Here is a 15,023-nt window from a genome sequence, read left to right as displayed (position 1 = left end):
TATGCCACTGCTTAGCGGGTGAGAATCATTCAGGGCTGCTGGGGGGTAGATTCAACCGCACCCAACTTCCTAGAATGAATATTATGTCTGTTTTTTGTCGCTAAATCTGGGGCTAGCGTGTCAGCCGGACATTGCGCGGGATCGGCTTGACCAGCGCCGCATGTCAACCATGCGGGAAACCGCGCCATGCTTGTCCCTACTCTTTGTCTTTCGTCCCCATTCTTTGCTATTTTGTGGCAAATTGTCCCCGGATTTGCCCCTATGCCGTCAGCAGAAAAAATTGGGAAACGCTGGAAAGGCATCGCCCGCAGAATGGTCAATGGCGAGAAGTTAAAGCGTACCAAAAACTTCGACACCAAGCGCGAAGCGCTCGCGTGGGCACGTGCTGAAGAGGAGCGGTTGGAGGTCGGGATTGATTTCAGCGCATTGGACGCCCTGCCCTTCTCGTACCTCATCCGCCGTTATCTCGACGAGGTGACGCCGCTGAAGAAGTCGGCACACAATAGACCTCTTGCGAAAATATTCATCCCATCGCATTAACCAATCCCGCAATCAAATTTGCCCTTAATCCGAACCGTTTCCGCCTGTTGCGGTAAGGCAGCGACAATATTTTGAATATCTTCAGTTTCCTGTTGATGTGCTCGACGACGGTTCTGAGTTTGCCTAACAGCCTGTTCGCCTCTTTATCCTGTTTGTTCAGCGGATGATGTTTGGATTTCTTTTTTGGGGTCTGCAATCCGGTTTTAGCTAATCCTTGGTAACCCTTATCCGCAATGACTATTTTGTAGGGATAAAGCTCTGTAAGGTGCCTCCTGGCTAAACGCATGTCATGCTGAGCATCCATCCCCGTCCGGATGCTGATGATTTTTTCGGTTTCTCTGCCGTATACGACCTGGATTTTAACCGTGTGCCGCTTTTTCTTGCCGCTGTAATACTGCCGCTGTTTTTTTGGGACGTTCAATCGGGCTTTCGGTCACGTCAATAATGACCGTTTGGTCGGCCGGATTCTTGTGCTTTGGCAGGGAAAAACGTTTGCAACGGATGAGGGCATCCCCGGTTTTACGGATGGTGCGGCAGACATTGCTTTCGGAAAGGCCGTAGATGGCGGCCAATTCGAGTTGGGTATGGTAATGGCGCAGATAGCTCAGGGTAAGCAGCAGTTGGTCTGCCAAGCTGAGCGTATGCGGCCTGCCTGACTTGATCTTCCGGCTTTCTGCTTCTGTGATGACTTGCAGCATTTCGTGAAAAAGGACGGGCGTTACACCTGTGAGCCGTTTGAATTCCCTGTCGCTTCTTTGGGTGAGGTTTTCGTATTTCATACGGGGATTGTAAATCTTCAGGATATTTTCGCAAGAGGTCTAATGAACGGTTGCGCCTCAACCGCTTCCTCGCTGATTATCCCCCTCCTCGCACGCAAGCCGGTATCGAAGTTCGGGCGTCAGGATGTAGTCGCCTGGAAAGAACACCGTAGCGGGTGCGTTTCGCCGGCGATGGTAACGCGCGAGTGGAATAATTTGAGCGCGATTTTTTCATACGCGCAGAAGGATTGGGGGCTGCTCTTACCGGAAAACCCATTCCACATGGTTCGCAGGCCGAAGGGTGCCGCACCTCGCAATCAGCGCATCAGCGCCGAGGCTGCGCAAACCATCATTGAGACGCTAGGGGCTGTTGACATTATCGCAAGGCGATAACGGTAGCAGCCAGATAAATATTGGCGGAAAAGGACGAATCTGTCTTTTCCGCCCGCATGGCAATCTTCTTGAACTCTTTCAATTTACAGAAGAAATTTTCAACCAGATGCCGCCACTTATACATCTTCTTGTCATACTCACGCGCCGCCTTACGGTTACTGCGCGGCGGGATGACCACTTTACTGCCGCGTTCTGTCAAATCCTTAACCAGCCAATCCACATCAAACGCCTTATCCGCCAGCAGTGCCCCAAATTCCCTGTCCCTAATCAAAGGTCCAACCCCGCAAATGTCATGACGTTGCCCGGGTAGCAGGCGGAATCCCACCAGATTGCCCAAAGCATCCACCAGAGTCAGTATTTTGGTGGTCATGCCGCCTTTGGATTTACCTATAGCCTGATTCAGGGTCCCCCTTTTGCCCCCTGACCGTGGCGGTGGACTTTGACGATGCTGCCATCAACCATGGCATATTCCATATCCGCCTCACCGCTGATTTCCTCAAAGATTCTGGCAAAGCGCCCTGCTTTGCTCCAGCGGCGGTAACGCTGGAATACGCTGTTCCATTTGCCAAATCCCTTGGGCAAATCCCGCCACGGGCTGCCGGTGCGGGTTATCCACAGCACGGCTTCTATAAACATGCGGTTATCGGCGGTTGGTCCGCGATCATTAGCCTTGCCTGTACACAGGGGCTCAATTCTTGCCCATTGGGCATCGGTCAGTATTAATCTTTCTTTCATAATCATATGATATGGCTTGGATAACACTTGTCAACAGCCCCTAAAAAGTATGCTCGGCAAATCTGTCAATAGTGCAGGTAGATAAATATGAAGGAAAATTTCCTTTGTTTTCACTGTTGGTAGAATTTGTCAAATCTGCTCGAATTCTAAGCAGCATACATTTCAGGCCACCACCATTTTTTTAACACTTCCTCAAGGATACTGATGCCACTTTTGCGGGGCTCGCTCCATCTCTGGAAGTTAGGCATAAACGGTGCGCCATTTGGGAAAGACGCCGCTTACCAAAGCCGCCGCGCCACGCCACACTTCAAAGCGTATCTGGAGAAAATGCTGATCTCCTCGCCGGCAAACAGGCTATCGCCATCACCCCGAGCCTGCTTGCCAACAAAGGCGGGCTGAACTACGCGGCAGAATGAACGCTTATTCCGTCCCCTGAAAAGAAAAGTTGGAAAAGCGCATGGCCCGACAAAACTGCCGCCGGATGGATGATGCTCCTGCTGCTGCCAAAAACTGACACGCCCCACCGTTACCATGCGCGCCGTTTTCAACCACGGAGCAACTATGCCTCACCTGACTTTCTACACCCACCCGCAATCGCGCGGTCACAATGTCCGCTGGATGCTGGAAGAATGCGGCGCGCATTACGAGACTGTCGGCCTTGCCTATGGCACGACGATGAAGCAGGCCGACTACCTCGCCATCAACCCGATGGGCAAGGTGCCGGCACTGAAGGTGGATGACGCGGTCATCACCGAAACCGCCGCCATCCTCACCCACCTCGCCGACCTCTATCCGGAAAAAGCGCTGATTCCCGCCGTCGGCACCAGCGCGCGCGGCGAGTATTACCGCTGGCTCTGCTTTGCCTTGCACCTCGAATACGCGGCGGTGGATAAATGGCGCGGCGTCAGCAATAACGACGAGCAGCGCCTCGCCATCGGCTATGGCGATTTTGACACCATCGTCAGCACCCTGAAAAAGCATCTCGCCGGACGGGAATTTTTCCTCGGCGATCATTTCAGCGCGCTAGACCTGTATTACAGCGGCTTGCTCGCCTGGATGATTCACAAGGTGCAGGTGCTGCCCGCTGATGCGGTGTGCACCGATTACATGAACCGCCACTTCACCCGCCCCGCCCATCTGCGCGCGCAGGAGCTGGACGCGGCATTATTAGCCCAGATAGAAGCGGGCAACGCCTGATACAGCAACTGCCCTCGACCGCCACCCGGCTCGCCGCGTGGCGGTTTTTTTCGTCAAAAACCGTAGCGTTTGAAGAGGTCGATTTCCTCCTGCGCCTGCCAGCGGCGCAGCAGGACGGTATGCGGCACGGGATAAGGTTTGCCGGGATCGGCACTGGTGATGCGCTCGCAACGGAAATGACGGAAATCGCCGCGCAGTTCGCACCAGGCCGCGAGCAGGCGCGCGTCCTCAAAATAGCCCAACGCCAGCGGCCAGATAGTGCGGCGGGTGCTCTCGCCCTTGGCGTCGGTGTAGTGGATATGCAGGCGACTTGCCGTGCGCAGGGCATGGCGCACACGCGGCAGAATACGGGCTTCATCGGCACGATAAGGGACTTTGGCAACCAGCGGATACACCGCTTGCGCAGCGAGACGGTCGCGCCATTCCTCGCTGAGCACATCGCGGATTTTATTGATGACGCGCCAGGCTGCCTCAGCCAAATCATCATCGCCCTGGGCGACGGCGCTGCGCATACCGAAGACCAGCGCCTCGGTTTCGGCGGCATCGAAAGTGAGCGGCGGCAAAAGAAAGTCGGTGCGGTGCAAGAGATAGCCCGTGCCTGCGCCGCCCCGGATGTCCGCGCCCTGCGCACGCAGGGTTTCAATATCGCGATAGAGGGTGCGCAGACTGATGCCCAGAGTTTCTGCGAGGGTTTGCGCGGTGATGGCACGACGGCTGTCGCGCAGATACTGCAAAAGGGTGAGCAGACGGTTGGTGCGGGTCATGGTGCGGGTTTCGGGATGAACGGGCGGCTAGTGTAACGGTATCTGCGGTTTGCGGATTGCTATAAGTCCAATGTTTATCCCGCTTGGCGGGCCCAATATTGACGCCGCTTGGCGGGCCCAGTATTTATACCGCTTGGCGGGGCCAGTATTTACGCCGCTTGGCGGGCCCAGTATTTACGCCGCTTGGCGGGCCCAGTATTTATACCGCTTGGCGGGGCCAGTATTTACAACGCTTACAGGCTTCTCAGCCGTAGGGCCATCTTATATTTCTTCGATTTCAGGGACGCAGGGAGACAGCCAGATGTCATCGGTTTCTATGATGCGTCCTTTTTTCAATATAAAAATCTGGAATGCGTTGTTTTTGACCGGGTCTTCATCAAAGGAGGCCGCAAGAACCCGGGGCTTTCACGGCCAGAGTCTGAAAGTAGGCCATGATTTCTTCCCATTCCTGGCAGCGGTGGTTGCTGTATCCCATGAACCAGCAACGCAAATGCCCATTCATGTAACCGATGCCGCATGCGTTGTTGATGTTGCAAGCTTTGTGATCAGCGGCAAGTTTTTCCAGTTCCGCGATGAGTTCTGCGGCAGTTTCGTCAAAGGCGTCTTCTGCGGCGTCGTCTTCGTAGTATGTGGGCAAGATGGTGGCCCAGCCTTGGTATTCAAACATGATGTTTTGTTCTGGTTGTTAGGGTTGTTTCGAGATGTTTTGGGACGTTGCAGGCAACGTCTCTACATGGTTGCGCTACCGTAAGTCGGGCAAGGGGCGATCAGGCAAGAATAGGGGCTGCGCTGGGGTGCGCAAATCCGGTGTTTACGCCGCCTGACGGATCTGCTCGGCAGACGATGATACCCAGCGGGTAGGGATGGGTTATGCCAAATCGTCCAGCATTTGCAGGGCGATTTGTGCCTTGGCATCTCCCTGCGCGGCGGCCTTTTCCCACCATGCGCGGGCCAGGACGTAGTCCTGCACTCCGGCCCGCCCGTCAGCGTATAACACGCCGAGGTTGGTTTGTGCCTTGGCATCGCCCTGTTCGGCCGCCCGTTCATACCATGCGCGGGCCTGTCCGTTATCTTTCGGCCCTCCCCAGCCGTTGGCGCACATGATGCCGAGGTTGTATTGCGCAGCGGCATACCCCTGCACGGCGGCTTTTTCGTACCAGGCGCGGGCTTGCACGTAGTCTTGTGGCACGCCCCGTCCTTCGCTGTACAACACGCCGAGGTTGTATTGGCCGAGGGCATCGCCTGCTTCGGCCAGGATGGTGTTGGTGTGCCAGGCGGCGGCGTAGTTTCCCTGTTCGTAGGCGATGGTGGCGTCAGCGCGCAAGGTTTCTTTTTCGCTGTCGCTGAGGTCAGCAGCGGGTAGCGGGGTTGGTGTTTTCATGGGTGTTTTCTGTGAGGGTGGAAGGGGGTTTTATTCCCCCTCGTCCAGCAGGCTGGCGGCGGCGATGACGGCGCCGGCTTTGTTGAGGGTTTCCTGCCATTCGCTGTCGGGGTTGGAGTCGTACACGATGCCCGCGCCCGCCTGTGCGTAGAGGCGGCCATTTTTGATGATGGCGGTGCGGATAGCGATCGCCATGTCCATGTTGCCGCCCCATGACCAGTAGCCGACGGCGCCGCCGTACACGCCGCGCCGTTCGGGTTCGACTTCGTCGATGATTTCCATCGCGCGGATTTTTGGTGCGCCGCTGAGTGTTCCCGCCGGGAAGGTGGCGCGCAGCACGTCCATCGGCCCGACGTCGTCGCGCAAGGTGCCTTCGACGTTGGAGACGATGTGCATGACGTGCGAGTAGCGCTCGATCACCATTTTTTCGCTAATTTTGACGGTGCCGGCTTTGCTGACACGACCAACGTCGTTCCTGCCCAAATCGATGAGCATGATGTGCTCGGCGATTTCTTTGGCATCTGCCAGCAGTTCTTGTTCGAGTGCTTTGTCTTCTGCCGGGGTTTTGCCGCGTTTGCGTGTGCCGGCGAGCGGGCGCACGGTGACGGTGTCGCCCTGGACGCGGGCGAGGATTTCCGGGGAGGAGCCGATGATGTGGAAGTCGTCAAGGTCGAGCAGGTACATGTACGGCGATGGGTTGGTGTGGCGCAGGGCGCGGTAGTAGTCGAGCGGTGCGTGGGTGTAGGCGCAGCTCATGCGCTGTGAGGGCACGACTTGCATGCAGTCGCCCGCTTTGATGTATTCGCGGATTTTGGCGACGTCTGCCTTGAACTGGGCTTCGGGGTAGTGGTGCTGAATGGCGGGTGGCCGGGCGTGGCGGTTCAGGGCGCGCACTTGTGCCGTGCCGGGGCGGTTGATGGCGGCGACCATGGCATCCAGTCGCGCTTCGGCAGCGGCGAGGCCGTTCGGGTCGGCGAGGTCGGCGTGGCTGATGAGGTGGACTTCGCCGCGCAGGTTGTCAAGTACGGCGACGTCGAGGCTTTGCATGTAGAGGATGTCCGGCACACCAAGCGGGTCGTTCTGCGGGCGATTGGCGAGACGTGCTTCGATGTAGCCGATGCTGTCGTAGGCCAGGTAGCCAACGAGGCCGCCGCTGAACGGCAGGTCAATGGGCAGTGGTGCGGGGCGGATGGTGGCGTGGTAGTCGGCGAGCCAGGCAAGCGGGTCGGCGAGCTCGCGTTCTTCGATGACGGCACCGTCGCGGCGGATGGTGAGATGGTGGTCGCGGATGGTGGCGACTTCGCGCGCGGGCAGGCCGATCATGCTGTAACGCGCCCAGCGTTCGCCGCCTTCGACGGATTCGAGCAGGTAGGTGTAGGGCGCGCCTGCAAGGCGGTCATAGAGGGCGACGGGGGTGAGCAGGTCAGCGAGGATGGTGCGGACGACGGGTTGGTGGGTGTAGTTCATGCGGTTTGTCCTTTGGCGATTTCCTGGCGCATGGTGTTGATGACGGCGGCGTAGTCGGCCGCGTTGAAGATGGCTGATCCCGCCACGAACATGTCCGCGCCCGCCGCAGCGATTGCGGCGATGTTGTCGGTTTTGACGCCGCCATCGACTTCGAGGCGGATGTCGCGGCCGCTTGCGTCGATAAGGCGGCGCACGGCGCGCAGTTTGGCCAGGGCGGACGGCAGGAAGCTCTGCCCGCCAAAGCCGGGGTTGACGGACATGATGAGGATGAGGTCGAGTTTGTCCATGATGTATTCGAGGCAGGTGAGCGGGGTGGCGGGGTTGAAGACGAGCCCCGCTTTCAGGCCGTGGTCCTTGATTTGTTGCAGGCTGCGGTCAATGTGGATGGTCGCTTCGGGATGGAAGCTGATGTAGTCCGCGCCCGCTTTGGCGAAGGGTTCGATGAGGCTGTCCACCGGGCTGGTCATGAGGTGCACGTCAATCGGTGCGGTGATGCCGTAGTCGCGCAGAGCTTTGCAGATGGGCGCGCCGAAGCTGAGGTTGGGGACGAAGTGGTTATCCATCACGTCGAAGTGGATGATGTCCGCACCGGCAGCGAGAACGGCGGCCACGTCGTCGCCAAGGCGGGCGAAATCGGCGGATAGGATGGAGGGAGCGATGAGGGCTGGACGCATGATGTTTGTTCCTGTGTTATGTACAATGCCGCGCCATTCTACTAAGCAATTTCAGGTTTTTCCCGTGCACGACTTGCCCCGCCACGACGGCGTTTTTCCCGATGTTGATGCCCTCAGCCGCTGGCTGGCGCAGCAGTCTGCCCCCGCCTGCGGGCGCGGCGGTGGCTGGCTTGCCCTCTGTTATCCGCTGGACGGTACCCCCGCGCTGCATCAGGGTTTGTTGCAGGCGGTAACGCTCTGCGCGGCGGAAAGCAGCGATTTGCGCCTGCGTCGTGACGGCTCGCTTTTCCGCGACGACATACCGCTGGGACAGGTCGTCGTTAACGTCAGCCCGCATGGCGAGGGCTCACTGGCGCGGATCACCGTTCCCGATCTGGACGGGCTGGAAAGCGCGCTGTTATCCCGCTTGACCGACTGGAACCTGTGTCCCTACCTGCCCGCCATCAACCGCTGGCGCGAGTTCGCCCTTGACGGCGACATCGACCAGAAAGGCCGCGCCGTGCGCATCGTGAACGGCAAACCCGTCTTCGAGGATTAACCGTGTATCTCCTGATCGACGCGGGCAATTCCCGCATCAAATGGCTCTACGGCAGCAGCGTGCCGGGTATCGTCGAAGCGGCGTCTTACCGCGAAGACTGGCGCACCAAACTGTGGCGCGCCTGGCACCTCCTGCCCGAACCGAAACGCATCGCCATGAGCAGCGTCAAAAACGACGATATCGTTGACGACGTTGCCACCATTGCCGATGACCTGTGGCGCAAACCGGTACACGTCTTCACCGCGCAAAAAGAAACCAACCACACCCTCACCGTTGCCTACGAAGACGCTACCCTGCTTGGCAGCGACCGCTACCTTGCCATGCTCGGCGCACGCGGGCTCACCCACGAGCCGCTCTGCGTCGTCGGCTGCGGCACGGCCATCACCCTTGATGTCGTTGAGCACGACGGCCAGCACCTCGGCGGCCTTATCCTGCCCGGCATCCGGTTGGCCGAAAACGCCCTGCTGCAACACACACAAAAACTCAAACCCATGCGCTGGACACCCAACCCGCTTGGCAATGACACCGCTTCCTGCATCGGCGCAGGCATCCACCACGCTCTGCCAGCAGGCATCAACGGCATCATGGACGAACTCGAAACCGCAACCGGCCACTACTACCACCGCTTCGCCTTCGGCGGCGACGCACAAATCCTTTTCGGCAACCGACCGGACTACCGCATTGAGCCCGATCTTATGTTTCGCGGCATGATCGACCGTCTGGCCGCCGAAAATACCGACTAACCCACACAACAGAGGCAAACAATATGGAATGGCAAAACAATCGTCGCAGTAGCAACGTCGAAGACCGACGCGGCGGAGGCGCACTCGTCGGCGGCGGCATCGGCCTCGGCGGACTCCTCATCGTCCTCATCGGCTGGGCATTCGGCATCGATCCCGGCACCATGCTCGGCTTCGTCGAAGGCAGTGGCATCGGCCAAAGCCAGAGCAGCACCGGCAGCGGCAAAGACGACGAAGCCAAACGCTTCCTCGGCGCCGTCCTCGCTTCCACCGAAGACGTCTGGCAACCCATCTTCCGCCAGTACGGCAAATCCTACCGTGAGCCGACCCTCGTCCTCTTTGAGGGACAGGTGCAATCCGCCTGCGGCATCAGCAGCAGCGCCACCGGCCCCTTCTACTGCTCCGCCGACCAAAAACTCTACATCGATCCCGCCTTCTACCGCGAAATGCAAAAAATGGGTGCCAGCGGCGAATTTGCCTTCGCCTACGTCGTCGCGCACGAAGTCGGCCACCACGTGCAAAACCTGCTCGGCACCCTCGGCCAGGCGCACACACAAATGCGCCGCAGCAACAAAGCCACTGCCAACCAAATCTCCGTGCGCATCGAACTGCAAGCGGACTGCTACGCCGGCATCTGGGGCAACAAACTCGAAAAATACAGCAAGATCCGCATCAACGAAGCCGATATCCGCAATGGCCTGAAAGCCGCCGAAGCCGTCGGCGACGACACCCTGATGCAGCGTGCCGGACAGCGGGTCAACCCCGCCAACTTCACCCACGGCAGCTCCGCTGACCGCATGAAATGGCTCAACACCGGCCTGCAATATGGCGAAATCAGCCGCTGCAACACCTTCAACTGAGCGCGCAGCAGCCGGGGCGTGTAGTAACCATACCGGGCGCGGCAGTATAATCCGTGCCCGTCTTAACCAAGGGGAACACCATGTGCGGCATCGTCGGAATCGTCGGCAAACACTACGTCAACCAGGCGCTTTACGACGCCCTCACCGTCCTGCAGCACCGTGGGCAGGATGCCGCCGGTATCGCCACCTGCGACGAAGACGGGCGCTTCTTCCTGCACAAAGACAACGGCCTTGTGCGCGACGTCTTCGACGAGCGGGAAATGCGCCGCCTCATCGGCTGCTTTGGCATCGGCCATGTGCGCTACCCCACCGCCGGCACCACCAGCGCTGCCGAAGCACAGCCGCTCTACGTCAACTCGCCCTACGGCATCGCCCTCGCCCATAACGGCAACCTTACCAACAGCGACGAACTCATCCGCGACATCTACGCCAGCGACCTGCGCCACATCAACACCCGCTCCGATTCCGAAGCCCTGCTCAACGTCTTCGCCCACGAACTGCAACGCCAGGCGCAACTGCGCCCGAACCCGGACGCCATCTTCACCGCCGTCGCCGCCACCCACCGCCGTGTGCGCGGTGCCTACGCCGTCGTCGCCATGATCAGCGGCTACGGCCTCGTCGCCTTCCGCGACCCGTTCGCCATCCGCCCGCTCATCTACGGCGTGCGCGACGGCGAAGACGGCCTCGAATACATGATTGCCAGCGAATCCGTCGCCCTCGAATCCCAGGGCTACAGCATCGTGCGCGACCTCGAACCCGGCGAATGCCTCATCATCACCGCCGACGGCAGCGTGCACCACCGCCAGTGTGCGGACGCGCCGAAACGCGTCCCCTGCATCTTTGAGTACGTTTACTTCGCCCGCCCCGATTCCACCATTGACGGCATCAACGTCTACAAAGCCCGCCTGCGCATGGGCGAAAAACTCGCCGAACGCATCCGCCATGAATGGCCGGAACACGACATCGACGTCGTTATCCCCATCCCCGACACCAGCCGCTGCTCGGCTATCCAGCTCGCTGCGCACCTCGGCGTCAAATACCGCGAAGGCTTCGTGAAAAACCGCTACATCGGCCGCACCTTCATTATGCCCGGGCAAAAACAGCGGAAAAAATCCGTGCGGCAAAAACTGAACGCGATGACCCTCGAATTTCGCAACAAGAACGTCCTGCTTGTTGACGATTCCATCGTGCGCGGCACCACCAGCGAACAAATCATCCAGATGGCGCGCGATGCAGGCGCGAAAAAAGTGTACTTCGCCAGCGCCGCGCCGCCGGTTCGCTACCCGAACGTCTATGGCATCGACATGCCGACGCACAGCGAACTCATCGCCTACAAACTCGAAGAAAACGAAGTTGCCGCTGCCATCGGTGCCGACCGCGTCATCTACCAGCGTCTTCCCGACCTCATCGACGCCTGCATGGACACTAAATACAGCCTGCCGCAAGACTTCGACTGCTCCGTCTTCAACGGCTGCTACATCACCGGCGACATTGACGACGCCTACCTCGCCCGCCTCGAAGAAGCGCGCCGCGACAACAAAGCCTCACGCAAAACGCCGATGGAAGCTGTCGCGGAACAAAATTAGGAGTTATCCAATGAATACCAAAACATATTTTTTACAAAACCAGCATCCGGAGAATCCGGCAAAGTCTTTTACTGTGGACATTATTCGTGACAGGGAAAGTAGTGGACTGACCGCTGTCTGCGAACCTCTCGGCATCGTTACCGAAGCAGAAAGCTACGAAGCATTGATTAAGCGCGTATGGGCTGTTGCGCCGGAAATGTACGAACTGTGCGGCTATGGCACAGCCGATGACCGCTTCCACCTGCACTTTCCTGATTAAAACACCATGCGCCTGCATTACTCCCAACACGCAACTGCCACCTACCAAGCATTGCTCTCCCTCGAAGCCAGCCTCAAACTGGATAACCCCCTCAAAGACCTCATCAAAATCCGCGTCTCGCAAATCAACGGCTGCGTCTTCTGCGTTGATATGCACGTCAAAGAAGCCAAACTGCACGGTGAGCGCGAACTGCGCCTCTACCACCTGCCCGTCTGGCGCGAATCCGCCCTGTTCAGCGAGAAAGAACGCGCCGCGCTGCAATGGGCGGAAACCCTCACCCGCCTGGCCGACCACCATGTCAGCGATGCCGACTACGCTGCCGTGCGCGCCCATTTCGACGAAGAAGAACTGGTCGCCCTCACCCACGTCATCAACACCATCAACACCTGGAACCGCCTCAACGCCGCCTTCGCCACCCCCGCTGGCGGCATGGACAAAATTATAGGACTGGATAAAGCGGCATTGGCCTAATGAAACCCTCTCATCCACTCACCATCGTCAACAAACTATTCAGATGAATTCAAATACTGATGGCATTTTTGAATAAACAACCAATAGCAATGAACAACATTGGCAATTTGCCTGACATTCTCAATCAAATATCGAGCTGAAATACAAATGCCATATAAAGAAAACACCTTTTCTCTTTGGGTAGGCATATTCACCGATGAAGCATCCCTGCAAGAATACGTTGAGCCCATATATTCCGATAATGCCCTGATAAGCAGCGATTTCATTAAAGAAACGGGCATCGATTGGTATGATGCGGATTTGGCAGAAGCCAGTTTTTGCAAAAATAACACTCCCGATACTTGTTTACGGATGCATTCATATGGCGATAGTTTCCCCCAAGAGGCTGTTAATGATCTAAAACAAGCCGGAGAATTCAATTCACTCTACTTAATCTATGATTTTCTGGCCAAACCGGCCAAGAGTAGCGGGCGCATAAAATTTGTGGGCGCCTATTCTTACAAAAAATAATTTTCCGGCATCCCCATAACCCATTAAACACAACAGGAACCCCCATGAAAAAACCAACTGCCAACCACCCTGCCCTCGCCGCCTTGCGCGCCATCGTTGGCAAACGCCACACCATCACCGACCCGGCAAAAACCGTGCCTTACCGCAAAGGCATCCGCTACGGCGAAGGCGACGTGCTTGCCGTTGTCCAGCCACAAACCCTCTACCAACTCTGGCAAATCGCCGAAACCTGCGTCGCGCACGACCTCATCATCATCATGCAGGCGAGCAACACCGGCCTCACCGGCGGATCATCCCCCTACGGCGACTACGACCGCCCCGTCGTCCTCGTCTCCACGCGCCGCCTGAAAGGCATCCGCCTCATCGAAAACGGCGAACAGGCCATCGCCCTGCCCGGCGCCACCCTCTACGAACTCGAAGACGCCCTTGCCGCCATTGGCCGCGAACCGCACAGCGTCATCGGCTCCTCCTGCATCGGTGCCTCCATCATCGGCGGCATCTGCAACAACAGCGGCGGCGCGCTTATCCACCGCGGCCCCGCCTACACCGAAATGGCCGCCTATGCCCGCCTGAACGAAAACGGCCAGCTTGAACTCATCAACCACCTCGGCCTTGACCTCGGCAGCCACCCTGAAGCCCTGCTTAACCGCCTGCAAAACGGCGACTACACGGACGCCGACATCCAGCCCGCAAACAGCCAAACCTCCGACCACGAATACCAGACCCGCGTGCGCGACATCGACGCCGACACCCCCGCGCGCTACAACAACGACGGCCGCCGCCTCTACGAAGCCTCCGGTTCAGCAGGCCGCCTTATCGTCTTCGCCGTGCGCATCGACACCTTCGCCAAACCCGCGCGCCAACAAACCTACTACATCGGCGCCCACGACCCCGACACCCTCACCGAGCTGCGCCGCCACATCCTCGGCACCTTCAAAAACCTGCCCGTCTCCGGCGAATACATGCACCGCGACTGCTATGACATCGCCGAACGCTACGGCCGCGACACCTACCTCGTCATCGACCGCCTTGGCAGCAAACACATCCCGCGCTTCTTCCGCTGGAAAAACACCTTTGACCGCTGGGCGGCCAAACTGCACCTGCCGACGGCAAGCAGCGACCGCCTCATCCAGTGCATCACCGACGCCCTGCCCTCGCACCTGCCCGCCTTCATGCGCGACATGCGCGCCAAATACGAACACCACCTCATCCTGAAAATGGCCGATGGCGGTGTGGACGAAGCCGCTGCCTACCTCGACGAATACTTCAGCGCGTACCCCGAACGCGGCGCCTACTACGCCTGCAACGGTGCCGAAGGCGCACAGGCGACCCTGCACCGCTTCGCTGCTGCCGGCGCCGCGAACCGCTACCACGCCGTGCACGGCAAACAAGTCGGCGACCTGCTCGCGCTCGACATCGCCCTGCGCCGCAACGAACGCGACTGGTTCGAACGCCTGCCGCCGGAAATCGACCAGTACATCGCGCACAAACTCTACTACGGCCACTTCTTCTGCCACGTCATGCACCAGGACTACATCCTCAAACCCGGTACCGACGCCGCTGCCGTCAAACACCTGCTGCTTGAGTACCTCGACGGCAAAGGCGCGGAATACCCGGCAGAACACAACGTCGGCCACCTCTACCATGCCAAAGAAGCCCTGGCGGACTTCTACCGCGCGCAAGACCCGACCAACAGCCTGAACCCCGGCATCGGCAAGACCACGAAGAAAAAACACTGGGTGGACGATAACAAAATCTGCTCTTGCGGCGAACACTGAACCAACCCACAAAAAGCCGGAAACAATCCGGCTTTACTTCACCCTGAAGGCTGTCAAGCGGGATAAATACGGGCTTCCCGAACGTCGGTCAAGCATCCGAATTCCCTCCCTGCTTGCGGGGGAGGGTCAGGGTGGGGGGGTGTTCGTCCGTAGGGCGAAAATGCCCACCAAGCGGGACAAACACCGGGCTCACAAACCACCGCCAAGCGGGATAAACATGGGCTCGCAAATTGCCGCCAAGCGGGATAAACACTGGGCTCGCAAACCGCCGCCAAGCGGGACAAACACTGGGCTCACAAGCCGCCAAGCGGGATAAACACTGAGTTCGCAAACCGTCACCAAGCGGGATAGATATGGGCTCGCAAATTGCCG

Annotated in this window: 18 protein-coding genes and 1 pseudogene; 11 read left to right on the top strand and 8 right to left on the bottom strand. The window is 58.6% G+C overall.

All coding sequences use genetic code 11. The features are described 5' to 3' along the window. Positions 1-186: 186 nt before the first annotated feature. Entirely contained in the window at positions 187-540 is a 354-nt protein-coding gene (locus DY250_RS06490) for a hypothetical protein (protein ID WP_147293471.1), read from the top strand. Here the strand turns inward: DY250_RS06490 and DY250_RS06485 are convergent. Continuing rightward, positions 524-1,319 (bottom strand): IS5 family transposase gene (locus DY250_RS06485; RefSeq protein WP_115611582.1). Its coding sequence is split into 2 segments (ribosomal slippage): positions 524-952 and positions 954-1,319, totalling 795 coding nucleotides; the frame shifts between segments, so codons are not numbered across the junction. The genes DY250_RS06490 and DY250_RS06485 overlap by 17 nt on opposite strands. Positions 1,320-1,361: 42 nt before the next feature. On the opposite strand from DY250_RS06485, the gene DY250_RS06480 reads away from it, so the two are divergent. Next, positions 1,362-1,691 (top strand): site-specific integrase, encoded by a 330-nt coding sequence (locus tag DY250_RS06480; protein ID WP_115611581.1) that lies wholly within the window; start codon positions 1,362-1,364, stop codon positions 1,689-1,691. Here the strand turns inward: DY250_RS06480 and DY250_RS06475 are convergent. Continuing rightward, a protein-coding gene (locus tag DY250_RS06475) for an IS5 family transposase (RefSeq protein ID WP_115612787.1) occupies positions 1,675-2,429 on the bottom strand; the annotation gives its coding sequence in 2 pieces (ribosomal slippage) (positions 1,675-2,093 and positions 2,093-2,429; 756 coding nt in all). The two genes, DY250_RS06480 and DY250_RS06475, sit on opposite strands and share 17 nt — an antisense overlap. Positions 2,430-2,987: 558 nt before the next feature. Here DY250_RS06475 and DY250_RS06470 point away from each other — a divergent pair. Further along, complete coding sequence (locus tag DY250_RS06470) at positions 2,988-3,623, top strand: glutathione S-transferase family protein (RefSeq protein ID WP_245951055.1); 636 nt, start codon at positions 2,988-2,990, stop codon at positions 3,621-3,623. Positions 3,624-3,676: 53 nt separating this feature from the next. Here the strand turns inward: DY250_RS06470 and DY250_RS06465 are convergent, their stop codons facing one another. The 6 genes and pseudogenes from DY250_RS06465 to rpe form a co-directional block, all read right to left on the bottom strand. After that, on the bottom strand, positions 3,677-4,387 hold the full coding sequence (locus tag DY250_RS06465) for a helix-turn-helix transcriptional regulator (RefSeq protein ID WP_115611579.1): 711 nt from the start codon (positions 4,385-4,387) through the stop codon (positions 3,677-3,679). A 261-nt stretch (positions 4,388-4,648) separates the two neighbouring features. After that, positions 4,649-4,753: pseudogene (locus DY250_RS15100) on the bottom strand (Imm7 family immunity protein); the annotation flags it as partial. Between the two features lie 10 nt (positions 4,754-4,763). Beyond that, positions 4,764-5,054 carry an Imm7 family immunity protein gene (locus tag DY250_RS06455; RefSeq protein ID WP_115611578.1) on the bottom strand — a complete coding sequence of 97 codons (291 nt, stop codon included), beginning with the start codon at positions 5,052-5,054 and terminating at the stop codon, positions 4,764-4,766. A 201-nt stretch (positions 5,055-5,255) separates the two neighbouring features. Further along, positions 5,256-5,768, bottom strand: coding sequence for a tetratricopeptide repeat protein (locus tag DY250_RS06450; RefSeq protein ID WP_115611577.1), 513 nt, complete (start codon positions 5,766-5,768; stop codon positions 5,256-5,258). A 30-nt stretch (positions 5,769-5,798) separates the two neighbouring features. Continuing rightward, a complete protein-coding gene (gene trpE / locus DY250_RS06445; protein ID WP_115611576.1) occupies positions 5,799-7,235 on the bottom strand; it encodes an anthranilate synthase component I in 1,437 nt (478 codons plus the stop codon). Continuing rightward, positions 7,232-7,909 carry a ribulose-phosphate 3-epimerase gene (gene rpe, locus DY250_RS06440; protein WP_115611575.1) on the bottom strand — a complete coding sequence of 226 codons (678 nt, stop codon included), beginning with the start codon at positions 7,907-7,909 and terminating at the stop codon, positions 7,232-7,234. Before rpe ends, trpE begins: the two co-directional genes overlap by 4 nt. Before the next feature lie 64 nt (positions 7,910-7,973). On the opposite strand from rpe, the gene DY250_RS06435 reads away from it, so the two are divergent. The 8 genes from DY250_RS06435 to dld all read left to right on the top strand — a co-directional run bounded on the left by DY250_RS06435 (position 7,974) and on the right by dld (position 14,651). Further along, a complete protein-coding gene (locus DY250_RS06435) occupies positions 7,974-8,447 on the top strand; it encodes a hypothetical protein (RefSeq protein ID WP_115611574.1) in 474 nt (157 codons plus the stop codon). 2 nt (positions 8,448-8,449) lie between these two features. Next, a complete protein-coding gene (locus DY250_RS06430) occupies positions 8,450-9,190 on the top strand; it encodes a type III pantothenate kinase (RefSeq protein WP_115611573.1) in 741 nt (246 codons plus the stop codon). A gap of 23 nt (positions 9,191-9,213) precedes the next feature. Continuing rightward, a complete protein-coding gene (gene ypfJ / locus DY250_RS06425) occupies positions 9,214-10,047 on the top strand; it encodes a KPN_02809 family neutral zinc metallopeptidase (protein ID WP_115611572.1) in 834 nt (277 codons plus the stop codon). Between the two features lie 80 nt (positions 10,048-10,127). Beyond that, entirely contained in the window at positions 10,128-11,633 is a 1,506-nt protein-coding gene (gene purF / locus DY250_RS06420) for an amidophosphoribosyltransferase (protein WP_115611571.1), read from the top strand. Positions 11,634-11,643: 10 nt separating this feature from the next. Next, positions 11,644-11,892 (top strand): DUF1902 domain-containing protein, encoded by a 249-nt coding sequence (locus DY250_RS06415; protein ID WP_115611570.1) that lies wholly within the window; start codon positions 11,644-11,646, stop codon positions 11,890-11,892. A 6-nt stretch (positions 11,893-11,898) separates the two neighbouring features. Beyond that, entirely contained in the window at positions 11,899-12,363 is a 465-nt protein-coding gene (locus tag DY250_RS06410; RefSeq protein WP_115611569.1) for a carboxymuconolactone decarboxylase family protein, read from the top strand. A 147-nt stretch (positions 12,364-12,510) separates the two neighbouring features. Next, positions 12,511-12,873, top strand: coding sequence for an immunity 22 family protein (locus DY250_RS06405; protein ID WP_115611568.1), 363 nt, complete (start codon positions 12,511-12,513; stop codon positions 12,871-12,873). A gap of 44 nt (positions 12,874-12,917) precedes the next feature. Then, positions 12,918-14,651, top strand: coding sequence for a D-lactate dehydrogenase (gene dld, locus DY250_RS06400; RefSeq protein ID WP_115611567.1), 1,734 nt, complete (start codon positions 12,918-12,920; stop codon positions 14,649-14,651). The last annotated feature ends 372 nt before the right edge of the window (positions 14,652-15,023 follow it).

Source organism: Cardiobacterium valvarum, from assembly GCF_900460955.1.
Taxonomy (GTDB): Bacteria; Pseudomonadota; Gammaproteobacteria; order Cardiobacteriales; family Cardiobacteriaceae; genus Cardiobacterium; species Cardiobacterium valvarum.
The sequence above is the reverse complement of the archived record's forward strand: the minus strand, read 5'-3'. Positions and strand labels throughout refer to the sequence as shown.